A 21,290-nucleotide genomic window follows, 5' to 3' on the forward strand; every position below is an offset into this window, starting at 1 on the left:
GGTCCCACGGGACGCGACTAGGTCGCCGCGTCGCCGCGGCCTCCCAGCCCTGGCTACTCCGATTCCACGCTATCGCGCTGGTCAGCCGGGTCTCGGTCTTCCGGCCCCGACTCGCCGGGTTCGATGTCCGCTTCAGCGGCCACTACCACGTCGACCGGCTCGTCCGCCGACGGCGGCCAGTACGTCCGCCACTCCTCCTCGGTGATCGCGCCAAGCGGTGTGACATCAAGCTCTTCGGGAAGGTCTGCCCCCCGGCGCTCGGCAGCGATCAGCTTCTCGGTATCACGAACGGTATCCATGAACTCCAAAACAGCGGCGCGCAGCGCGTTTTCGGCATCTGCACCGACGGTCACGCTGATCGAGGTGATCGCTTCGGGAATCAGGTCGGTGGGAAGCCCCGCTTGGCTGGCTCGTTGAATGGCCTTCTGCGCCAGCGCCAACGCCGGTTGCGCGGTGGGGACATTGTCCATCGCGGAATTCTGCGGCTTCCCTTTCTTCTCTAACGCCTTGCCCTCTTCCCACTGAGCCAACTGCTCATCGAGCGAAATCGCCTCTCCGGCAAGCACTCCGGGTACACGATTTCCAAGTTTACGCAGCAGGGTGTCGGCCACGTCGTCGATGCTGAACGGGTGTCGCGGCGCATCTTCGGCGATGCGAGCGTGGAAGAGCACCTGCAGCAGCACATCGCCGAGTTCCTCGCGAAGTTCGTCGGCGTTGCCGCTGCGCACCGCGTCAAAGAGCTCGTAGGTTTCCTCGAGCAAAAACCGGCGCAGCGAGTCGTGGGTTTGCTCGCTTTCCCACGGTCCGGCGGTGCGCAGCTTGTCCATCATGGCGACCGCATCGATGAGCCGTTCGCCGGGCTGCTGGTCGGGAGCCGATATCAGCCGGTCACCGGCGGCTAGGCGGGCGGTTACTGCCGGATGCTCGGGGTCCGATGACAGCAACACCGGGGCGTCGTCTCCGGTGTGCGCGGGGCGCGCGGTCGGCAGCGTCCAGGGCACCGCGACCGGCATCTCTTCGGTGTACTGCACCTCGCCCATGAGCAGTTCGATGGCTTCCACCGGAACCAGTGACGGGCGCCGTGGGTCGACCAAGACGACAGTCATCCGCGCCGTTCCTCGCTCGTCGCCACGGCATTCGTTATACCAACTTTGTCCTGCGGTTTTCCATCGAGCGCCGCTACCAGCTTGGCCACCATGGCGACCAGCTCCACATCGCGGATGCGCGGGGCGCCGACGCCGCCGGCACGCGGAATCGGAACCTGCACCGTCGACGTCGTCGCGCGGTAATGCGCGCCCGGATACATCCGTGCCAGCCGCACCTGGGCGGAGTCCGGAAGCGTCAGCGGGGACAGCCGCACCGTCGCCGCCGAGGCGGCCGTCACTTCGGTGATACCGGCGGCACGGCACAGCAACCGCAGGCGGGCGACCGCGATCAACCGCTGAGCGGGTTCGGGCAATGCGCCGTAGCGGTCGTTCAGTTCCTCCACGACGGCCTCAATTGCGGCGTCGTCGGGCGCCGCGGCCAGCCGCCGGTACCCCTCCAAACGCAGCCGGTCGCTGGGGATGTAGTCCGGCGGCAGATGCGCGTCCACCGGCAGGTCGATCCGCACGTCCTTGGGCTCCTCGGCGGTGGTGACGGTCTTTCCGTCAGCAGCGGCCCGGTAGGCCTCGACGGCCTCCCCGACCAGCCGCACATACAGGTCAAAGCCCACCCCGGCGACGTGGCCAGACTGCTCCACGCCCAGCACATTGCCCGCGCCGCGAATCTCCAGGTCTTTCATCGCCACCGCCATTCCGGCGCCCAGCTCGTTGTTCTGGGCGATCGTGGCCAGCCGGTCATAGGCGGTCTCGGTCAGCGGGGCGTGCTGCGGGTACAGGAAGTAGGCGTAGCCGCGTTCCCGGCTGCGCCCGACCCGGCCGCGCAGCTGGTGCAGCTGGGAGAGTCCGAAGGTGTCGGCGCGCTCGACGATCAGCGTGTTGGCGTTGGAGATGTCCAGGCCGGTCTCCACGATCGTGGTGCACACCAAGACGTCGTATTCGCGGTTCCAGAACCCTTGCACGGTGGATTCGAGCAAGTCTTCTTGCATCTGGCCGTGCGCCACGACCACGCGAGCCTCCGGCACCAGAGTCCGCACCCGCGCGGCCGCCTGGTCGATGGAGCTGACCCGGTTGTGCACATAGAAGGCCTGGCCGTCGCGCAGCAGCTCGCGTCGCAAGGCCGCCCCGACCTGCTTGTCGTCCTGCGGCCCGACGTAGGTCAGCACCGGGTAGCGCTCTTCGGGCGGGGTCAGGATCGTCGACATCTCCCGGATGCCGGCCAGGCTCATCTCCAGCGTGCGCGGGATCGGGGTGGCGCTCATGGTCAGGACATCGACGTGGGTGCGCAGCGACTTGATGTGTTCCTTGTGTTCGACGCCGAACCGCTGTTCCTCGTCGACGACGACCAGCCCGAGGTCTTTCCAGCGCACGCCGGTCTGCAGCAGCCGGTGAGTGCCGATCACGATGTCCACGCTGCCGTCGGCCATGCCGTCGACCACCGCGCGCGACTCGGCGGGATCGGTGAAGCGGGACAGCCCCTTGACGGTCACCGGGAACCCGGCCATCCGCTCCCGAAACGTCTCCAAATGCTGGTCGGCCAACAACGTGGTGGGCACCAGCACGGCGACCTGCTTGCCGTCCTGCACCGCCTTGAAGGCCGCCCGCACCGCGATCTCGGTCTTGCCGTAGCCGACGTCGCCGCAGATCACCCGGTCCATCGGCACCGGCTTTTCCATGTCGGCCTTGACCTCGGTGATGGCGGTGAGCTGGTCGACAGTCTCGGTGAACCCGAAAGCGTCCTCCATTTCCGCCTGCCACGGGGTGTCGGGTCCGAACGCGTACCCCGGCGCGGCTTGCCGCTTGGCGTAGAGCGACACCAGCTCGCCGGCGATCTCGCGAACGGCGCGCCGGGCCTTGGTCTTGGTGTTGGTCCAGTCGCTGCCGCCGAGCCGCGACAACGCCGGCGCCTGCCCGCCCACATACCGCGACAGCTGGTCCAGCGAGTCCATCGGCACGAACAGTTTGTCGGTCTGTTTGTCCGCGCCGCGCCGGCTTGAGGCGTACTCCAGCACCAGGTATTCGCGCCGGGCGCCGCCGACGGTGCGCTCGGTCATCTCCACGAACCGCCCGATGCCGTGCTGGTCGTGCACCACCAGGTCGCCGGCGGTCAGCGCCAGCGGATCGACCACATTGCGCCGCTTGGCCGCCAGCCGTTTGCCTTCGGTCGCGGTCACCCGGTTTCCGGTCAGGTCGGTTTCGGTGATGACGACGAGGTTGGCCCCGGGAAGTACCGCCCCGTCATGCAGCGGGCCCTGGAGCACCCCGACGACGCCCTGTTTGGGTGCGGCTCCCGGCTCCAACATCGTTGCGGGCGTGTCGGATTCGGCTAACTGCTCCACGACGCGATGGGCGGTCCCGGTTCCGGGTGCGACGACGGCGGCGTAGCCACCGGTGGCCACGTGGGCGCGCAGCATCGCGAAGATGCCGTCGATGTCGTGCTGATGGCCGCGGGCCGAGGGCGCCGAGCGGATGTCGAGTTCAATCGCCGACTCGTCGGACAGCTGGCTCAGCGTCCACCACGGGTGGCCGGCCTGCCGCGCCGCGGCCCGCGACTCGTCGAGGTCGCGGAAACCCGATCCGCCGAGCTGCTCGACGTCGATCGGAGCGTCCGCCCCCAGCGCCGCCACCGACCAGGACGCTTCGAGAAATTCCCGGCCCGTTTTGATCAGATCAGCGGCGCGGGTACGGACCTTTTCCGGGTCGCAGACCAGCACCGGAGTGTCCTCGGCCAGCTGGTCGGTCAGCAGCGACAAGTCGTCGGGCCGCAGCACCGGCAGCAGCGCCTCCATGCCGTCGACGGGAATGCCCTCCGCCAGCTTGGCCAGCATGTCGGCGACGCTGCCGGTCACGGCGTTTTCTGCTGACGGGCGGTGGGCGCTGAGTTCAGCGGCCCGCGCCCGCACCTCTTCGGTGAGCAGCAGTTCGCGGCAGGCGACCGCGACCAGGTTGTCGACGTCGATCTCGGCAATCGAACGCTGGTCGGCCACCGCGAACATCCGCATTTCGCTGACTTCGTCGCCCCAGAACTCCACTCGCACCGGGTGCTCGGCAGTCGGCGGGAAGACGTCGAGGATGCCGCCGCGGACCGCGAACTCCCCGCGCCGGCCGACCATGTCGACTCGGGTGTACGCGAGCTCGACCAGTCGGGCGATCACCCCCTCGAAGTCGACCTCGTCGCCGACGGCAAGACTCAGCGGTTCCAGCCGACCCAGTTGCGGAGTCATCGGTTGCAGCAGGGAGCGCACCGCAGTGACCACGACCTGCAGCGGCGGCCCCAATCTGGTGTCGGCGGGGTGGGCCAGCCGGCGCAGCAGCATCAACCGCGCGCCGACGGTGTCGACGCCGGGTGAGAGCCGTTCGTGCGGCAGCGTTTCCCAGGACGGGAACATCGCCACCGTCTCGCCGAAAACACCGCGCAGCTCGGCGGTCAAGTCGTCGGCTTCCCGGCCAGTGGCGGTGACCACCAACAGCGGCCCCCCGCGCGCCAGCGCACTGGCGACGAACACTCGCGCGCTGGCCGGGCCGACCAGCGTCAATTCGGCGGGTCGGTCGGCTGCGTGCTCGATGAGTTGCGCAAACGTGGGCGCGCGCAGCGCCAACTCCATCAGCCCCGCGATCGGGGTTACGGTCATGATCGCGCCACGACGATGCTGAACGTAGCGATGAGGAGGAGTGACGCCATGATTACCGCCATTCTATGCGTCGCTCGATTCACGTTGCGGCACTGGCCAACCCGACGTGACCGCCACCACACGACGCGTCTCCACCAACTGTGGTCACTTCTGCCACGTGAGCCAACCGCGCCGACTGACTGCTCAATCGTCGTTCAGGCATGCCTAAGTGGATTTGTCCAGCGAAGACCGGGAAATCGCATGAAATCTGTATCTGCAGAGGCGACTTCGACTCCGTGCTCAAGCGCGAGGGCAGCCAATTGTGCGTCGGGCACTAGGTTGCCGGTGATCTCTACTTCTGCGCACAACCCCGCGTAAACGCGGGCGGTGGTCTCTGTCGCCGGAGGAATCCACACCACCGGGACGGCAAGCCAGTCGGCTACGTATCGCCACGCATCTGCTGCGGTCAGCGGGTTCTCGGTGACACGTGGATGCGTAACAATCCGGAGAAATGCGCCAATGGTCTGCCAAGGAAGACCGACGCGGCCGTCGCCGTCGAGTGTTTGTTCCAGCCAAGCTGCCGCCGCCGCGTTTCGGGGGCTGCTCTCGTCGACCGCATACAACAGCAGGTTTGCGTCAACGATCATTGTCGAGCAGGTCAAGCACGTCGGCGACGTTGGTGACATCGACCTTCAGGCCGATTTTGGCAGTGCGGTGCCGGTACTTGACCTTGTGGGCCCCGGGTTCTGTAGCCATGCCCCGTCGCGCCAGAAGATTCAGGGCCTCGCTGACGCCCAATCCGTGGCGGCGAAGACGTTCGACCTCGGCGGCGACATCGCTATCAATCACCACGGTTGTACGCATAACGCCCATGATACGCCGGGCGCATCATGATGCGGCCTTACCAGCGTCGTGATGCTGTGTACAGACTTGTGAGTTCCGGCTGGTCTGCCAGTGCTGTATCCAAGAACTGGCCCTCGCGAGACCATCGCCGACGTATTGACGCGCGACCGCGGCCAACGGGCTATTCGTCCTGCAGCTGTGGATCGGCTTCCAAGCCGATCAGACCGTTCCACATCAAGTTGACCAGGTGCGCGGCGACCACTTCTTTTTTGGGCTCGCGGGTGTCGAGCCACCATTGCGCCGTCATCGACACCGAGCCGACCAGCGCCTGGGCGTACAGCGGAGCCAGGTCGGGGTCCAGGCCGCGCCGGGCGAAGTCCCCGGCCAAGATGGAGCTAACCTGGCTGACGGCGTCATTAAGCAGGCTGGAGTAAGTCCCCGAACTGATCGAGGCCGGCGAGTCGCGGATCATGATCCGGAAGCCGTCGGTTCGTTCCTCCACGTAGGTCAGCAATGCCAACGCCACCCGTTCGACGCGCACCCGCGACCGGTTGTTGGTCAACGACGACGTGATGCCATCCAGCAACGCCGACATCTCCCGGTCCACGACCACCGCATACAGCCCTTCTTTGCCGCCGAAATGCTCGTAGACCACTGGCTTAGATACGTTGGCCCGCAACGCGATCTCCTCGATCGAGGTGCCGTCATAGCCGCGTTCGGCAAACAGAGACCGGGCGATGTCGATGAGTTGATGCCGACGCTCGCTGCCGGTCATCCTGGCGCGCGGCGCACGCACTTCCTTGTCTGGTGCTGCCACGACTATTAGCGTATCGGCTTCCATTAGAGTCGTCGCTGGTACGCAGTCCGTCGTGGTGTAATCGGCAGCACATCAGATTTTGGTTCTGAGAGTTCAGGTTCGAGTCCTGGCGACGGAGCTTTTTTGCCCCGCTTTTGCGGCGAGCGTGCGGATAATGACACGCTGAACGGCGTGTCGGCGGACCAACACGCACACTCGCGGCAGGAGTGTCTATGACGACCCAAGGCGAAACGGCGGTCCTGGTATTGGCAGCGGGAGCCGGCACCCGGATGCGCTCCGATACCCCGAAGGTGCTGCATCCCATTGCCGGGCGCAGCATGCTGGCGCATTGCCTGCAGGCGATCGGCAAGCTGGCGCCTCAGCATCTGGTCGTGGTGCTGGGCCACGACCACGAGCGCATCGAACCGGTCGTCGCCGATTTGGCAGACACACTGGGACGGCCCGTCGACGTGGCGTTGCAGGCCCAGCAGCTGGGCACCGGAGACGCGGTGCAGTGCGGGCTGTCGGCGCTACCCGCCGACTTCGCCGGCGTGGTGGTGGTCACCTCCGGTGACATTCCGCTGCTGGACGCCGACACGCTGGCCGACTTGATCGCCGTGCACAGCTCCCAGCCGGCAGCGGTCACCGTGCTGACCACGACGCTGGCCGATCCCACCGGCTACGGGCGCATCCTGCGCACCCAGGACCACGAGGTCATCGCGATCGTCGAGCAGGCGGACGCGACACCGTCGCAGCAGCAGATCTGCGAAGTCAACGCCGGGGTGTACGCGTTCGACGTCGCGGCCCTGCGCTCGGCGTTGGGACGACTGTCCGCCGACAACGCCCAACAGGAGTTGTATCTCACCGACGTGATTGCCATCGTGCGGCAAGACGGTCAGGCCGTGCGCGCCCGCCACGTCGACGACAGCACGCTGGTGGCCGGTGTCAATGACCGGGTCCAGCTCGCCGAGCTGGGTGCCGAACTCAACCGCCGCATCGTGGCCACCCATCAGCGAGCCGGCGTCACCGTCGTCGATCCGGCCACCACCTGGATCGACATCGACGTCGGTATCGGCCGCGACACCGTCATCGAGCCGGGAACCCAGCTGCACGGCCACACCCGCATCGGCGGACGGTGCGTTATCGGCCCGGACACCACCTTGACCGACGTCACCGTCGGCGAGCGCGCCTCGGTGATCCGCACCCACGCCACGTCGGCGGTGATCGGCGACGGCGCGACGGTCGGTCCGTTCGCCTACCTGCGGCCGGGTTCGGTGCTCGGCGCCGACGGCAAGCTGGGCGCATTCGTCGAGACCAAGAACTCCACCATCGGCACCGGCACCAAGGTGCCGCACCTGACCTACGTCGGCGACGCCGACATCGGCGAGCACAGCAATATCGGCGCATCCAGCGTGTTCGTCAACTACGACGGCGAATCCAAACAACGCACGCGGATCGGCTCGCACGTGCGCACCGGGTCGGACACGATGTTCGTCGCCCCGGTCACCGTCGGCGACGGCGCCTATACCGGGGCGGGCACGGTGGTGCGCGACGACGTCCCGCCGGGGGCGTTGGCGGTGTCGGCGGGCCCGCAGCGCAACATCGAAGACTGGGTGCAGCGCAAGCGCCCGGGCAGCGCCGCCGCCCAAGCCGCTGACAAGGCGCGCGCCGCCACCGAGCCGGAGCCGCCCCGTGAACCTTCTTGATGTCACCCCGGCGCCAAACCGGGCGATTTTGTCCTTAATATATGTAGGCCAGCCATCAGGCAGTCATCTCGATCCGAACGGCGGGGGCAGCACGTGAGCCACGACTGGACCGACAACCGCAAAAATTTGATGCTCTTCTCGGGTCGCGCTCATCCGGAGCTGGCCGAAGAGGTCGCCAAGGAGCTCGACGTCCACGTCACGGCGCAGACCGCCCGCGATTTCGCCAACGGCGAGATCTTCGTGCGGTTCCAGGAGTCGGTGCGCGGTTGCGACGCGTTCGTCCTGCAGTCACACCCGGCGCCGGTCAACCAGTGGCTGGTCGAGCAGCTGATCATGATCGACGCGCTGAAGCGGGGCAGCGCCAAGCGGATCACCGCGGTGGTGCCGTTCTACCCCTACGCCCGGCAGGACAAGAAGCACCGCGGCCGCGAACCGATTTCGGCACGCCTGGTCGCCGACCTGCTCAAAACCGCCGGCGCGGACCGGATCGTGACCGTCGACCTGCACACCGACCAGATCCAGGGCTTCTTCGACGGGCCGGTGGACCACATGCGGGCGCAGCCGCTGCTCACCGGATACATCAAGGACAACTATCCCAACGGCGACATGGTGGTCGTCTCCCCCGACTCCGGACGAGTGCGCATCGCCGAGAAATGGGCCGACTCATTAGGCGGCGTTCCGCTGGCCTTCATCCACAAGACCCGCGACCCCCGGGTGCCCAACCAGGTGGTGTCCAACCGGGTGGTGGGCGATGTCGAGGGCAGAACCTGCGTGCTGATCGACGACATGATCGACACCGGCGGCACCATCGCCGGGGCGGTCAAGCTGCTGCACGACGACGGCGCAGGCGATGTCATCATCGCGGCCACCCACGGTGTGCTGTCCGAACCCGCGTCGGAGCGGCTGGCGGCCTGCGGTGCCCGTGAAGTGATCGTCACCAACACGCTGCCGATCGGCGAGGACAAGCGCTTTCCACAACTGACGGTGTTGTCGATTGCGCCGCTGCTGGCCAGCACGATTCGAGCTGTTTTCGAGAACGGCTCGGTCACAGGTCTTTTCGATGGAGACGCATAGATGCCTGACGGCGTGATCTATCACAACCCGCGCTGTTCGACTTCTCGCAAGACCTTGGAGTTGTTGCGCGACAACGGTATCGATCCCACTGTGATCGAATATCTCAAAGCACCGCCAGGTCGCGACGATTTGGCCAAGATGATCCGCGATGCCGGTATCGATGTGCGCGACGCCGTGCGGAAAAACGAAGACGTGTACCGACAGCTCGGCCTTGACGACGCCGGCGACGAGGAGTTGCTCGACGCCATGGCCGAGCATCCGATTCTCATCCAGCGGCCGTTCGTGGTCACCGCCAAGGGCACCCGACTGGGACGGCCGATCGACGCGGTGCGCGAAATTCTGTGAGACGTTTGGTTTTCGTGACGGCAGTCATGCTGGTTACGGTCGGCTGTGGACCGGAAACGCCTGACTACCAGTCGATCTGGACGACGACCACGACAACGACGCAGGCTCCTGCCGAGCCGCCTGTCCCGTTTTCGCAGTACCTGGAGGACACCGGCATCGGCCAGCAGCGGGTGGCCCCCAGTGCGCTCACCGACCTGACGGTGTCGATGCCCACACCGCCGGGATGGGAAAAGTACACCAACCCCGCCATCCCGCCGGAAACGGAAATGATCGCCAAGGACGGCAACCTTCCGAACGCGATGCTGGTGGTTTCCAAGCTGAACGGTGATTTCGACGGCCACGAAGTGGCCAAGCATGCCAATGCCGATGCCGTGCTGGCGCAGAACTTCAAACAGCTGGACGCGTCCAACGCCGACTTCCACGGTTTTCCCTCGTCGATGGTTCAGGGCAGCTACGACCTCAACGGCAGGCGATTGCACACCTTCAACCGGGTCGTCATCGCCACCGGATCACCGCCGGACTCTCAGCACTACCTCGTCCAGCTCACGGTGACCAGCCTGGCCGACCAAGCCGTCGCGCAATCCGCCGACGTCGAGGCGATCATCCGCGGCTTCACCGTCGCGGCCAAGTAGCGGCCGCCGCGCGTCCGACCGCGCATTAGTGTGTCTGCCATGACTGCCTGGACCGCCGCAGACCTCCCGTCGTTCGCCGGACGCACCGTCATCGTCACCGGCGCCAACAGCGGCCTGGGCGCGGTAACAGCCCGCGAGCTGGCCCGTGTCGGCGCTCAGGTCATCCTGGCCGTCCGCAATACCGGCAAGGGCGAGGCCGCCGCTCACAACATGCCCGGGGACGTCGAAGTGCGCCAACTGGACCTGCAGGAGCTGAGGTCGGTGCGTCATTTCGCCGACGGTGTGGACGGCGTCGACGTGCTGATCAACAATGCCGGCATCATGGCCACCCCGCACGCGGTGACGTCCGACGGTTTCGAAAGCCAGATCGGCACCAACCATCTCGGCCACTTCGCGTTGACCAACCTTTTGCTGCCCAAGCTCACCGACCGGGTAATCACGGTGTCGTCGATCATGCACTGGATGGGGCGTCTCAGCCTCACCGATCTGAATTGGACGGCGCGGCCCTACTCGGCCTGGCAAGCATATGGCCAGGCCAAGCTCGCCAACCTGCTGTTCACCAGCGAGCTGCAGCGGCGCCTCGAGTCGGCCGGGTCGTCGCTGCGCGCCCTGGCCGCCCATCCCGGTTATTCGCACACCAACCTGCAAGGGCGCTCCGGTCATAAGGTCGGGGATGCGGTGGTGTCGTGGGGCACCCGTCTGCTGGCCACCGACGCCGACTTCGGCGCCCGGCAAACGCTGTACGCGGCATCCCAGGACGTGCCGGGCGACACGTTCGTCGGACCACGGTTCGGCATGTTCGGCTCTACCCGGCCGGTCGGCCGCAGCCCGCTGGCCAAACGCGCCGACACCGCCGGCGAGCTCTGGGACCTGTCCGAGCGGCTCACGGACACTAAATTTCCGCTCTGAGGTGCTGATGCGCTAACCTGGCCGGGCGTCACGGCGAGGGTGGCTGAGGCATTTGGCAAGCCGCCGTTATCGACGGGGACCGATATTCCGGTTGTCGCGATGCTGGCCGTGCCCCGACCAACACAGGAGCGACACCATGGCTAAATCCGCGACTTCGTCCGCCAATCAGCTCAGCGTTTCGGTACGCGCCGAGACTGGCAAAGGCGCCTCCCGACGGGCGCGCCGCGACGGCAAGATCCCCGCAGTCCTCTACGGGCACGGCAGCGAGCCGCAACACCTGGAGCTGCCCGGACACGACTTCGCCGCGGTGCTGCGCCACGCCGGCACCAACGCGGTCCTGAGTCTCGACATCGAGGGCAAAGAGCAACTGGCGTTGACCAGAGCGTTGGACATTCACCCGATCCGCCGCACCATTCAGCACGCCGACCTGCTGGTGGTGCGTCGTGGCGAGAAAGTTGTCGTCGAGGTCACCGTCGATGTCGAGGGCGAAGCTGCTCCCGGCACTCTGGTGACCCAGGAGGCCAGCGCCATCGAGATCGAGGCCGAGGCGCTGTCGATTCCCGAGCAACTGACGGTCTCGGTCGAAGGCGCCCAACCGGGCACCCAGTTCACCGCCGGACAGATCACCTTGCCTTCGGGCGTCAGCCTGGTGTCCGATCCCGAGATGCTGGTGGTCAACGTGGTGAACGCGCCGACTGCCGAGGAACTCGAGGGTGAGGGCGCCGGCGAGGTGCCCGAGGCAGAGGAGCCCGCCGAAGAGGCGGCCGAAGCCGAGGCCGAAGCCTCCCCGCCCGAGTCCGAATAACAGATGGCCGAGCCACTGTTGGTGGTCGGCCTCGGCAACCCGGGACCCAACTATGCCCAGACCCGGCACAATCTGGGGTTCATCGTCGCCGATCTGCTTGCCGCGCGGCTGGGGTCGAAGTTCAAGGCGCACAAGAAGTCTGGCACGGAGATCAGCACCGGCCGGCTCGGTGGGCGCTCGGTCGTCCTGGCCAAACCGCGCAGCTACATGAACGAGTCAGGCCGCCAGGTGGGGCCGCTGGCGAAGTTCTACACCGTGCCGCCCGGCGCAGTCATTGTCATCCACGACGACCTCGACCTGGACTTCGGCCGGGTACGGCTCAAGATCGGCGGCGGCGAGGGCGGCCACAACGGGTTGCGTTCGGTGGCGTCTGCGCTGGGTACCAAGAACTTTCAGCGGGTGCGGATCGGTATCGGGCGTCCGCCGGGACGCAAGGACCCGGCGGCGTTCGTGTTGGAGAACTTCACCGCCGCCGAACGCGCGGAGGTTCCCACGATCTGCGAGCAGGCCGCCGACGCCACCGAACTGCTGCTCGAGTTGGGTCTGGAGCCCGCCCAGAACGTCGTCCACGCCTGGTAATCAGGGCGCACCTCCTGCGCGAGCGTGCGTGTCCCCGGACGACACGCCGTGTGCGACACCGTTTTTGCGCACACTCGCGCAGTAGGCGCAGAAACGCTTAGGTGACCAGCGTGACCGAGTTGGCCCGCCGCAGCTTGCCCGAGGGGGTCTTCGGAATCGTCCCGGGACCGAGCACCACGACGTTGCGGGGCCGCACGTCGACCTCGCGGACCACCTCGTGGGCCACCTGGTGCTCGATGCGGCGCACTTCGGCCGGGTTCTCGAAAGCGTTGGATTCCACCGCGACGGCGAAGGTCTCGCGCGAGTGCCCGGCGTCCAGCCGCACGGCCACCGCACAGCCCGGACGGACCCCGTCGACCCGGCCTGCGGCCCGCTCGATGTCGGTCGGATAGATGTTGCGGCCCGCCATGATGATGACGTCCTTGACGCGGCCGCACACCACGATGTGGCCGTTCTCCATCTGGTAACCGAGGTCGCCGGTGTCATACCAGCCGTGCTCGTCTTGCGCCGGGATAAAGCCGCCCATCGTGATGTAGCCGGGCGTCACCGGCTCACCGCGCAGTTCGATCACCCCGACGCCGCGGTGCGGCAGCACACTGCCATCCTCGTCGATGATGCGGGCCTCGAGCCCTTCCAGCAGCGGCCCAAGCGAGGCGAACCGGCGGGTGTTGCCCTTGGTGGCAGGCACCGCGCGGCGCAACGCGCCCAACAGGTCGGCATCCACCTCGTCGACGACCAGCCCGTCACCGAGCTCGGAGAACGACACCGCCAACGTGGTCTCGGCCATTCCGTAAGCCGGCATGACCGCCTCGGGCCGCAAACCGAACGGCTTGCCCGCGTCGATCAGGTCCTCGACGTCGGCGGGATCCACCGGCTCGGCTCCCGACAGCGCAAACCGCAGGGTCGACAAGTCGAATTGGCCGGGCTTGGCCTGCTTGCGCAGTCGCTTGGCGAACAGCGAGTACGCGAAGTTGGGCGCGGCGGTCATCGTGCCCTTGTACTTATCGATCAGCTTGGCCCACAACAGGGTGTCGCGCAGGAAGTCCATCGGGGTGACCTTGACCAACTCGACGCCGAAGTACATCGGTACGGTCAAGAAGCCGATCATGCCCATGTCGTGAAAACATGGCAACCAACTGAGCATCACGTCGTTGCCGCTGGGATCCATCTTGGCGCCGATGAACATCGCCTCGGCGTTGGAGTAGATGTTGCGGTGGGTGATCTGAACGGCTTTGGGCGATCCTGTCGAGCCGGACGTCAACTGCATCAACGCCAGATCGTCTTCGTCGGTGTCGATCGGGTCGATCGGGTTCGAGGCCAGCAGCTGCTCGACGGTCAGCACCGTGATACCGCGCTCGGCCAGCACCGGCGCGGCCGCCATGAACGGGTCGGAGACGATGACCGCCTTGGCCTCGATCATGTCGATGACCGTGGCGGTGTCCTCCGCCCAGATCACCAGGTCGGTGCGCGGCGTGGGCTGGTGCAGCATGGTCAGGCTGGCACCGCGCATCCACAGCCCCTGGGCGGTCGGCGCGATTTCCACCGGCGCGCCGGCTAGCACGCCGACCGCGTCGCCGTGACCGACCCCGGCCGCGGCCAAGCCGCCGGCCACCCGGCGGGCACGCTCGTAGACCTCGAGCCAGGTGTGCCGAACCGGCTGGTGCGGTTCGCCGGTCACCATGCCCTTCGTGCTCTCGTGAGCGTTACGGAACAAGTTCTCGGTAAACCTGCTCACGACAACCTCCTCGGTTCCAGCGCAACGTCCCTGGATTTCAGGTTGCCCCTGTTAAGGGGTCCTGCACAGGAGGCGCGCATACACAATTGGGGAGCGGTTCTGTCTCGAAGCGGTGATGAATCAGTAACCTCGCGCAACGGCGCGGCGTCGACAAGGACACGCCGTGGCCGTCGACTCAAAGACCGCCTGCCCAACCGCTCGGCAGGCGACAGAATCGGGCGCGCTTCTGGACCGCTATTCGTCACCGCCGAACATCTTAAACTCCTCTTAAGTAACGTCCAAACGCCGACGTCAAAGACGTGTCATACCCCACTAACGGGCGCCGGCACCACCCGGGCACCGTGTACCGGCCCGCTTGCAACTCGCACCGTGCGGCACACGCCGGCTCCGGACAGCTGGGTGCCGACGTCGACCGCGGCGGGGGCCGAGCGGCACAGAAAGGCACACGTCGGCCCGGAGCCCGACACGATGCCCGCGAGCGCACCCGCTTCAGCGCCGGCGCGCAGCACGCGCCGCAGCGTTGGGTCCAGACTCACCGCGGCCGCCTGCAACTCATTACCCATCAGCGGCGCCAGCTGTTCGGGGTCGCCGGCGGCCAGCGCCGCCAGCACCGGCCCGGGCTCATCGAGCCGCGGCGGCGACCCGGCATCGCGAAGCCGGTCGAGTTCTTCGAACACACCGGGGGTGGACATGCCGCCGTCGGCGAACGCCAGCACCCAGTGGAAGGTGTTGCGGGCCAGTACGGTCGCCAGCTCTTCGCCCCGGCCGGTGCCCAATGCAGTGCCGCCGTGCAGCGCGAACGGCACGTCGCTGCCCAGCTTTGCGGCCAGTGTGTGCAGGTCGCGGCGCGGCACGCCGAGTTCCCACAGCGCGTTGATGGCGACCAGCACCGCGGCGGCGTCTGCGCTGCCTCCGGCCATGCCGCCGGCGACCGGGATGGATTTGTCGATGGCGATCGAGACATCGGGAGCCCGGCCGACATGCTCAGCCATCAGCTCGGCGGCCTGCCAGGCCAGATTGCGCTCGTCGACCGGTAGCTGATCGGCGCCCTCGCCGGAGAACTCCAGCGACAGCACATCGGCGTTGCGCACTGTCACCTCGTCGACCAGGGAGACGGCGTGAAAAACCGTGGTCAGCTGGTGATAGCCGTCGCCGCGGCGGTCACCGACGGCCAGGTAGAGGTTGATCTTCCCGGGTACCCGGACCGTGACCGAGCCTGTGGGCACCCACTGAGCAGCGGTGTTTCCGTCCAACGGCACCGCACGAGACTATCGCCGGAACCTACGCTGTGGGCATGGTTGAGGCCGGCGAGCAGCTCGACGGCTATGTCGTCAACCAGGAGGTCGGCCGCGGTGGCTACGCCACGGTGTACCGGGCACACACCGCCGAAACCCCTGAGCGGCTGGTCGCGCTCAAGGTGCTCCGCGCCGACCGTCGCAGCTCGGCAGAACTGGCCCGACTCAACCGCGAATTCGAATTCGCACATCGGCTGTGCCATCCGCACATCGTCACGGTGTACGAGGAAGGGCCGTTCTGGCTGGCAATGCAGTTCGTCGACGGCGGCAAGTCCACCACGTTGCAGCGGTTGGACCACCAACTGGCGGCGCTGGCGCAGATCGCCGACGCGCTGGATTATGTGCACAGCCAAGGGATCGTTCACGCCGACGTCAAGCCAGCCAACATCCTTGTCGCCAAGGACTTTTCGCGTGACGGTGCATGTTTGATCGACTTCGGCGTGGCACACGCGGTCGTCGATGATGTCTTTCGTCGGCCCAAAGACATTCAGGCGTCCCTGTCGTATGCCGCCCCAGAGGTGTTGCGCGGACAAGCGCCAACGGCTGCCACCGACGAGTACGCGCTGGCCTGCTCGGTCGTTGAGTTACTCACCGGCACAACACCATTCTCAACCGATACTTCGGCTGAGTTGATCAGAGCGCACCTACGCGGCATCCCGCCGCGGGTATCTGGCAGGGTTGCATGGGCGTCACGGGCGTTCGACACGGTGGTCGGCAGAGCGATGGCGCGAGATCCCGAGGTGCGCTACCGATCCTGCGTCGAATTTGTCGAGCACGTCATCAGTGCCGTCGACGGCTAGCTGGCCGGGGCGTGCCGCTGCGGCGCGGGCCGGCCGGCGTCGGCTTCACCGCAACGCCGGAACAGCCGCACGAAGTCCTCGATGGTCAGCGTTTCACCCCGTCGTGCCGGGTCGATGCTGGCGGCCAGCAACCGGTTCGCCGACTCGTTGCCCGATCCCGCCCACTCCGCGAAGGCATTGCGAGAAGTCTTGCGCCGCTGCGCGAAAGCTATATCGATCAGGTTGAAGATGTGCTGACGGAAAGTGTCATCAGTAGGCCAGGGCGGCGTTTCATAGCGGTCGATACGCACCAGCCCCGAATAGACGCGCGGGATCGGCCAGAACACCGTCGGAGACACAGTGCCGTGGCGGCGCACGCGCCCGAAGAAGCGGACCTTCACGCTGGGCACGCCGTAGTCCTTGCCGCCCGGCTCGGCGGCGAGTCGTTCGGCGACCTCGGCTTGCACCATCACCATCAGGCTGCGGATTGACGGAAATTTGGCCAGCAGATGCAAGAGCGCCGGGACAGCGACGTTATAGGGCAGATTAGCCACCACCGCGGTCGGCTCGCTTTGTAAGTCGGCGGGAGCGATGGACAAGACGTCGCGGTTGCAGACGTGCAACCGGTGAATCTCGCTGTGCGAGTGCTCGGCGATGGTTTGCGGCAGTCGCTCGGCCAGCACCGGATCGATTTCCACCGCGCTGACCGCCGCGCCCCGCTCCAGCAATGCCAAGGTCAGCGATCCGAGTCCCGGCCCGACCTCCAGCACATGGTCGTTGCGGTGGACACCGGATGCCGCCACCACCCGGCGCACCGTATTGGCGTCATGGACGAAGTTTTGTCCCAGCGATTTCCGTGGCCGAAATTCGAGTTCTCTGGCCAGCCGCCTGATCTCGGTCCGCCCGAGCAGCCGGATGGTCAGCGCCGACTCCCGCACACCGGCCAGGCTCCCCAGCCCTGCCGCGCCCGCGTCACCTCGGCGATCGCGATCTGCTCTTCGCGGGTGGCGAGGTCGGCGCGCTCCGCATACCGCAGGCCACCGTTGCGCTCCCAGGTGCTCTGGTCGAATTGCACCCCGCCGTAGTAGCCGTTGCCGGTGTTGATGGCCCAGTTCCCGCCTGCCTCACACCGTGAGATGGCGTCCCAGACAGATCCGTTGCCGACGTCGGGAACCTCGGTTCCCGGTTTGGTGCCGACGCGCACCACAGCCTGGCGCGCGGGTGTCACCACAGTGTTGGCGACCGGCAGTCGCCCGGTCTCGACGCCGTTGACCTTGGCCACCGCGAACGTCACGTCCTGCTCGCCCGGGGTGCCCGGGTCCTCGACGATTTCGCGACTGATGTTCATTTCCGGGTCTTCGATGCGCTGCGCCTCGGGGGCCAGCGGAACCCGCTCGGTGACCTTCTCGATGCGGTTACGCGTCACCTGGATGTGCATGCCGTCGATCACCGGTGCGCTCGCGCCGGTACTGACCTGGTCGCTCTGCTCCAGCGGAGCACCGGCGGCGGCCAGCAGTTCCCCGACGTTGGCTGCGGCCAGATGCACGTTGCGCAGGGCTCCCCCGTCGTCGATCTCGACGGACTTGGCGCTGACGACGGGCAGGGCCATTCCGGCCAGCGGAACACGGCTGCCGCGCGAGGCCGCGGCCGGCGCGGTGTCGGTCATCGCGAGTTGGGCCAGTGCCTCGTCGACGGTGGAGGCGGTTGTCCACACCTGCTTGGTGTCCTGGCCGTCCGTCGAGATCTGCAGCGGCCGACTGCGGCGCAACACGATGGTGCCGGCATCGCGCACCTGCTCGGCGCCGGCCGGGTATAGGTCGTCGCGTTCGCCGACGTCGAAGCCGTTCTCTTTGATGATGTCGATGACCCGCGACTTCATCGTGGTCACCGTCATCGCGGTTCCATCGACGGTCAGCGTCACGGTTTTGTGGGCGGCGACCGCCATGCCTCCGGCGATGCTCAGGACCACTAGCAGCGCGGCGACCAGAAGTCGCAGGATCGGCGATGGGGTCTGGTGCAGTCTGGTGAGTACGTTCAATGTCTATTAATTCCCGACCTCAGCGTTACCTTCAGCAACAACCCAGTGACATAGCAAAGGGGCCACTCATGGCCCCACCGTACGATCACAAGACGGTAACGAACCGGCCTCCTTTGAGCAACTCCGACGCCGGGCTCTTAGTGGACTCTTAAGAACTGAGACCGTAGGCCCGGCGAGCGTTGGCCGTGGTGACCTGGGCCAATTCTTCGGCCGGCCGGTCAACGAGTTCAGCCAACGCTCGCACAGTGTAGGGCAAGCAATACGGCTCGTTGGGGGCACCCCGATACGGGTGCGGCGTCAGAAACGGAGCATCGGTTTCCACCAACAGCTGGCTGGCCGGGATCACCCCCACGGCGCCGCGCAGGTCGCGGGCATTACGGAAGCTCACGGTGCCGGACAGGCTGACCAGCCAGCCGGCCTCGGCACAGGCCCGTGCCATGGCAGTGCCCGACGAGAAGCAGTGGAAGATCACCGTGTCGGGCGCACCCTCGGCGCCCAGCACGTCGAGCACCTCGCCATCGGCGTCACGGTTGTGGATCATCAGCGGTTTCCCGATCCGCTTGGCCAAGTCGATGTGCCAGGCGAACGCCTCCCGCTGCACCCCGGGTTCCGCGCAACCGTCCAGCCGCCCGGGCCAATACAGGTCCATGCCGGTCTCGCCGACCGCCACCACCCGCGGCTCGGCGGCGAGCCGCTCGATCTCGGCCCGGGCCGCATCGGTGAGGCCTCCGGCTCGGGTGGGATGCAACGCCACCGCGGCATAGACCCGCTCGTCCCATCGGGCGGCCCGGGTCACCCAGCGCGCCGAATCCATGTCGTCGGCAATCGTGACGACGGCTTCGACGCCGACGGCGGCGGCGCGGTCGACGATCGCGCGCACCGCTTCGGCGTCGTCGGCTCCGCACGCGTCGAGATGGGTGTGCGCGTCGACCAACGGGCTCAACGGCTCCGGGGCCGGTGGCGGCGGACGTCGGGAACCCATCCGCACACAATAGGGTGAAAGCCGATGAGGCCCTACTACGTCACCACGGCGATCACCTACCCCAATGGCGCCCCGCATGTCGGGCATGCCTACGAGTACATCGCCACCGATGCGATCGCGCGATTCAAGCGACTCGACGGCTTCGACGTGCGTTTCCTGACCGGAACCGACGAGCACGGCCTCAAGATGGTCGAGACCGCCGCGGCAGAGGGCATTGGAACCGCCGAGCTGGCCCGCCGCAATTCCGATGTGTTCCAGCGGTTGCAGGAAAAGCTCGACATTTCCTTCGATCGGTTCATCCGCACCACCGACGCCGACCACCACGAGGCGTCCAAGGCAATCTGGCGACGGATGGTGGACGCCGGCGACATCTACCTGGACGCCTACTCCGGCTGGTATTCGGTGCGCGACGAACGGTTTTTCACCGAGTCGGAGACCATGCTTCTCGACGACGGGACCCGAGTGGCGACCGAGACCGGCGCACCCGTGACGTGGACCGAGGAGCAGACCTACTTCTTCCGGCTCTCGGCGTATGCCGAGAAACTGCTGGCGCACTACGAAACCCACCCCGATTTCATCGGACCCGAGGTCCGGCGCAACGAGGTGGTCAGCTTTGTCTCCGGGGGATTGCGGGATCTGTCGATCTCCCGCACCTCGTTCGACTGGGGTGTGCCGGTGCCCGAGCATCCCGACCACGTCATGTATGTCTGGGTCGACGCGCTGACCAACTACCTGACCGGAGTTGGATATCCCGACACCGAGTGCGAGATGTTCCGCCGCTTTTGGCCGGCCGATCTGCACATGATCGGCAAGGACATCATTCGCTTCCACACCGTTTACTGGCCGGCGTTTCTGATGTCTGCCGGGATCGAGCTTCCCCGAAGGGTTTTCGCGCATGGGTTCCTGCTGAACCGCGGCGAGAAGATGAGCAAGTCGGTGGGCAACGTCATCGACCCGGTCGAGCTGGTCGAAAGATTCGGCGTCGACCAGGTGCGCTACTTTCTGCTCCGCGAAGTACCGTTCGGCCAGGACGGCAGCTACAGCGACGAGGCGATCATCACCCGGATCAACGCCGATCTGGCCAACGAGTTGGGCAACCTGGCGCAGCGATCATTGTCGATGGTGGCCAAGAACCTCGACGGGATCGTGCCGCAGCCGGGCCGATTCACCACGGACGACGCCGAAATGTTGGCTACCGCTGACGCGCTACTGGACCGAGTACGCGCCGAATTCGACGCGCAGGCAATGCATTCAGCGTTGGAGGCGATCTGGCTGATGCTCGGTGCCGCCAACCGCTATTTCTCCGCGCAGCAGCCCTGGGTGCTGCGCAAAAGTGAGGCCGCGGCCGATCAGGCCCGGTTCGGCACCGTGCTCTACACCACGCTGGAAGCGGTGCGGATCGCGGCGTTGCTGATTCAGCCGGTGCTGCCCGAGTCGGCAGGCAGGCTGCTCGATTTGCTCGGCCAGCCCGCCGACCAGCGGACGTTCAGTGCGATCGGCACTCGGTTGGCGCCCGACACAGTGTTGCCGTCGCCCACTGGCGTCTTTCCGCGGTATCAACCGGCCGAGTGAACCGAGTCACTTTCTGCTGTCCATACGTTCTGCGACTCCGAATGCGTCGTATGGACAATGATCGGCCCGTGGAGCGACGGCGCAACACGCAGAGCCAGCAATCACCGATGTGCGCGCTGGAGCAACTGCCCGCGGTGGTGGTACTGGAACGGCTCGCAATTCCGGTGCTCGCCGTTGCGCAAGACGGCACCATCTTGTTCGCGAACACTGCGTTCGCGGACATGGTGGGCTGTGGCGCCCCCGAAGAGGTGGTGTCGTCGAGGTTTCATCAGATCTTCCACGCGGCGACCACCGCCGAGCCTGTTCTCCGCGTCGTGCATGCCCTTGCCAACATGGTCGTCGAATTGGCACACAAAGACGGCTCGATCGTCCGGGCGCTGATGAGCAAGTCGGCGCTGAGGCGATGCGACGACCTCATTGCGCTCACAACGTTTCAGGATTTGACCGAGCAGCTATGGATTCACGGGCGGTAGCGCGATCGGGGCACTG

General features: G+C 66.4%; 20 protein-coding genes and 1 tRNA gene. 11 read left to right on the forward strand and 10 right to left on the reverse strand.

The features are described from left to right. Positions 1–53: 53 nt before the first annotated feature. The 5 genes from AC5Y42_RS04300 to AC5Y42_RS04320 all read right to left on the reverse strand — a co-directional run bounded on the left by AC5Y42_RS04300 (position 54) and on the right by AC5Y42_RS04320 (position 6,329). Positions 54–1,106, reverse strand: coding sequence for a nucleoside triphosphate pyrophosphohydrolase (locus tag AC5Y42_RS04300; RefSeq protein WP_499896073.1), 1,053 nt, complete (start codon positions 1,104–1,106; stop codon positions 54–56). After that, entirely contained in the window at positions 1,103–4,732 is a 3,630-nt protein-coding gene (gene mfd / locus AC5Y42_RS04305) for a transcription-repair coupling factor (RefSeq protein ID WP_499896075.1), read from the reverse strand. The genes AC5Y42_RS04300 and mfd overlap by 4 nt, the downstream gene beginning before the upstream one ends. Before the next feature lie 194 nt (positions 4,733–4,926). Next, complete coding sequence (locus AC5Y42_RS04310) at positions 4,927–5,358, reverse strand: TA system VapC family ribonuclease toxin (protein ID WP_499896077.1); 432 nt, start codon at positions 5,356–5,358, stop codon at positions 4,927–4,929. Further along, positions 5,348–5,575, reverse strand: coding sequence for a CopG family transcriptional regulator (locus tag AC5Y42_RS04315; RefSeq protein ID WP_499896078.1), 228 nt, complete (start codon positions 5,573–5,575; stop codon positions 5,348–5,350). The genes AC5Y42_RS04310 and AC5Y42_RS04315 overlap by 11 nt, the downstream gene beginning before the upstream one ends. A 160-nt stretch (positions 5,576–5,735) precedes the next feature. Further along, positions 5,736–6,329: a TetR/AcrR family transcriptional regulator gene (locus tag AC5Y42_RS04320; RefSeq protein WP_499896745.1), complete on the reverse strand. Its 594-nt coding sequence runs from the start codon at positions 6,327–6,329 to the stop codon at positions 5,736–5,738. Between the two features lie 88 nt (positions 6,330–6,417). Between AC5Y42_RS04320 and AC5Y42_RS04325 the strand changes: the two genes are divergently transcribed. The 8 genes from AC5Y42_RS04325 (at position 6,418) to pth (ending at position 12,400) form a co-directional block, all read left to right on the forward strand. Beyond that, positions 6,418–6,489, forward strand: a tRNA-Gln gene (locus tag AC5Y42_RS04325). Positions 6,490–6,583: 94 nt separating this feature from the next. After that, on the forward strand, positions 6,584–8,056 hold the full coding sequence (glmU, locus tag AC5Y42_RS04330) for a bifunctional UDP-N-acetylglucosamine diphosphorylase/glucosamine-1-phosphate N-acetyltransferase GlmU (RefSeq protein ID WP_499896079.1): 1,473 nt from the start codon (positions 6,584–6,586) through the stop codon (positions 8,054–8,056). 93 nt (positions 8,057–8,149) lie between these two features. Beyond that, entirely contained in the window at positions 8,150–9,130 is a 981-nt protein-coding gene (locus AC5Y42_RS04335; protein ID WP_499896081.1) for a ribose-phosphate diphosphokinase, read from the forward strand. Beyond that, positions 9,131–9,475 (forward strand): arsenate reductase (glutaredoxin), encoded by a 345-nt coding sequence (gene arsC, locus AC5Y42_RS04340; RefSeq protein ID WP_499896082.1) that lies wholly within the window; start codon positions 9,131–9,133, stop codon positions 9,473–9,475. Positions 9,476–9,501: 26 nt separating this feature from the next. After that, the gene (locus AC5Y42_RS04345; protein WP_499896746.1) at positions 9,502–10,107 is read left to right on the forward strand and encodes an LpqN/LpqT family lipoprotein; all 606 of its coding nucleotides are present in this window, start codon (positions 9,502–9,504) and stop codon (positions 10,105–10,107) included. A gap of 39 nt (positions 10,108–10,146) precedes the next feature. Further along, the gene (locus AC5Y42_RS04350) at positions 10,147–11,016 is read left to right on the forward strand and encodes an oxidoreductase (RefSeq protein WP_499896083.1); all 870 of its coding nucleotides are present in this window, start codon (positions 10,147–10,149) and stop codon (positions 11,014–11,016) included. A 136-nt stretch (positions 11,017–11,152) separates the two neighbouring features. Then, on the forward strand, positions 11,153–11,821 hold the full coding sequence (locus AC5Y42_RS04355) for a 50S ribosomal protein L25/general stress protein Ctc (RefSeq protein WP_499896085.1): 669 nt from the start codon (positions 11,153–11,155) through the stop codon (positions 11,819–11,821). 3 nt (positions 11,822–11,824) lie between these two features. Beyond that, positions 11,825–12,400 carry an aminoacyl-tRNA hydrolase gene (pth, locus tag AC5Y42_RS04360; protein ID WP_499896087.1) on the forward strand — a complete coding sequence of 192 codons (576 nt, stop codon included), beginning with the start codon at positions 11,825–11,827 and terminating at the stop codon, positions 12,398–12,400. A 97-nt stretch (positions 12,401–12,497) separates the two neighbouring features. Here pth and AC5Y42_RS04365 read toward each other — a convergent pair whose 3' ends face one another. Then, complete coding sequence (locus tag AC5Y42_RS04365; RefSeq protein ID WP_499896088.1) at positions 12,498–14,135, reverse strand: fatty acyl-AMP ligase; 1,638 nt, start codon at positions 14,133–14,135, stop codon at positions 12,498–12,500. Positions 14,136–14,437: 302 nt separating this feature from the next. Beyond that, a complete protein-coding gene (locus AC5Y42_RS04370) occupies positions 14,438–15,394 on the reverse strand; it encodes a 4-(cytidine 5'-diphospho)-2-C-methyl-D-erythritol kinase (protein WP_499896089.1) in 957 nt (318 codons plus the stop codon). A gap of 35 nt (positions 15,395–15,429) precedes the next feature. Between AC5Y42_RS04370 and AC5Y42_RS04375 the strand changes: the two genes are divergently transcribed. After that, the gene (locus AC5Y42_RS04375) at positions 15,430–16,230 is read left to right on the forward strand and encodes a serine/threonine-protein kinase (protein ID WP_499896090.1); all 801 of its coding nucleotides are present in this window, start codon (positions 15,430–15,432) and stop codon (positions 16,228–16,230) included. Here AC5Y42_RS04375 and rsmA read toward each other — a convergent pair. From rsmA to AC5Y42_RS04390, 3 genes are all read right to left on the reverse strand, one after another. Then, a complete protein-coding gene (gene rsmA / locus AC5Y42_RS04380) occupies positions 16,227–17,132 on the reverse strand; it encodes a 16S rRNA (adenine(1518)-N(6)/adenine(1519)-N(6))-dimethyltransferase RsmA (RefSeq protein ID WP_499896747.1) in 906 nt (301 codons plus the stop codon). The two genes, AC5Y42_RS04375 and rsmA, sit on opposite strands and share 4 nt — an antisense overlap. Further along, positions 17,129–18,247 (reverse strand): resuscitation-promoting factor, encoded by a 1,119-nt coding sequence (locus tag AC5Y42_RS04385; protein WP_499896092.1) that lies wholly within the window; start codon positions 18,245–18,247, stop codon positions 17,129–17,131. The genes rsmA and AC5Y42_RS04385 overlap by 4 nt, the downstream gene beginning before the upstream one ends. Positions 18,248–18,395: 148 nt before the next feature. After that, positions 18,396–19,229 carry a TatD family hydrolase gene (locus tag AC5Y42_RS04390; protein ID WP_499896094.1) on the reverse strand — a complete coding sequence of 278 codons (834 nt, stop codon included), beginning with the start codon at positions 19,227–19,229 and terminating at the stop codon, positions 18,396–18,398. A 24-nt stretch (positions 19,230–19,253) separates the two neighbouring features. Between AC5Y42_RS04390 and metG the strand changes: the two genes are divergently transcribed. Next, positions 19,254–20,801, forward strand: a complete 1,548-nt coding sequence (gene metG, locus AC5Y42_RS04395; RefSeq protein WP_499896095.1) for a methionine--tRNA ligase — start codon at positions 19,254–19,256, stop codon at positions 20,799–20,801. Positions 20,802–20,908: 107 nt separating this feature from the next. Further along, on the forward strand, positions 20,909–21,274 hold the full coding sequence (locus tag AC5Y42_RS04400; protein WP_499896749.1) for a PAS domain-containing protein: 366 nt from the start codon (positions 20,909–20,911) through the stop codon (positions 21,272–21,274). Positions 21,275–21,290: the final 16 nt, after the last annotated feature.

The sequence above is a fragment of the Mycobacterium sp. NGS48 genome, from assembly GCF_059812585.1.

Bases quoted from the DNA above. Each gene is read 5' to 3' on its own strand.
- metG (WP_499896095.1), top strand. From the start codon at position 19,254: ATGAGGCCCTACTACGTCACCACGGCGATCACCTACCCCAATGGCGCC.
- AC5Y42_RS04315 (WP_499896078.1), bottom strand. From the start codon at position 5,575: ATGCGTACAACCGTGGTGATTGATAGCGATGTCGCCGCCGAGGTCGAA.
- mfd (WP_499896075.1), bottom strand. From the start codon at position 4,732: ATGACCGTAACCCCGATCGCGGGGCTGATGGAGTTGGCGCTGCGCGCG.
- AC5Y42_RS04355 (WP_499896085.1), top strand. From the start codon at position 11,153: ATGGCTAAATCCGCGACTTCGTCCGCCAATCAGCTCAGCGTTTCGGTA.
- AC5Y42_RS04350 (WP_499896083.1), top strand. From the start codon at position 10,147: ATGACTGCCTGGACCGCCGCAGACCTCCCGTCGTTCGCCGGACGCACC.
- arsC (WP_499896082.1), top strand. From the start codon at position 9,131: ATGCCTGACGGCGTGATCTATCACAACCCGCGCTGTTCGACTTCTCGC.
- AC5Y42_RS04390 (WP_499896094.1), bottom strand. From the start codon at position 19,229: ATGGGTTCCCGACGTCCGCCGCCACCGGCCCCGGAGCCGTTGAGCCCG.
- AC5Y42_RS04310 (WP_499896077.1), bottom strand. From the start codon at position 5,358: ATGATCGTTGACGCAAACCTGCTGTTGTATGCGGTCGACGAGAGCAGC.
- AC5Y42_RS04375 (WP_499896090.1), top strand. From the start codon at position 15,430: ATGGTTGAGGCCGGCGAGCAGCTCGACGGCTATGTCGTCAACCAGGAG.
- AC5Y42_RS04320 (WP_499896745.1), bottom strand. From the start codon at position 6,329: ATGACCGGCAGCGAGCGTCGGCATCAACTCATCGACATCGCCCGGTCT.
- pth (WP_499896087.1), top strand. From the start codon at position 11,825: ATGGCCGAGCCACTGTTGGTGGTCGGCCTCGGCAACCCGGGACCCAAC.
- AC5Y42_RS04345 (WP_499896746.1), top strand. From the start codon at position 9,502: ATGCTGGTTACGGTCGGCTGTGGACCGGAAACGCCTGACTACCAGTCG.
- AC5Y42_RS04300 (WP_499896073.1), bottom strand. From the start codon at position 1,106: ATGACTGTCGTCTTGGTCGACCCACGGCGCCCGTCACTGGTTCCGGTG.
- AC5Y42_RS04400 (WP_499896749.1), top strand. From the start codon at position 20,909: ATGTGCGCGCTGGAGCAACTGCCCGCGGTGGTGGTACTGGAACGGCTC.
- glmU (WP_499896079.1), top strand. From the start codon at position 6,584: ATGACGACCCAAGGCGAAACGGCGGTCCTGGTATTGGCAGCGGGAGCC.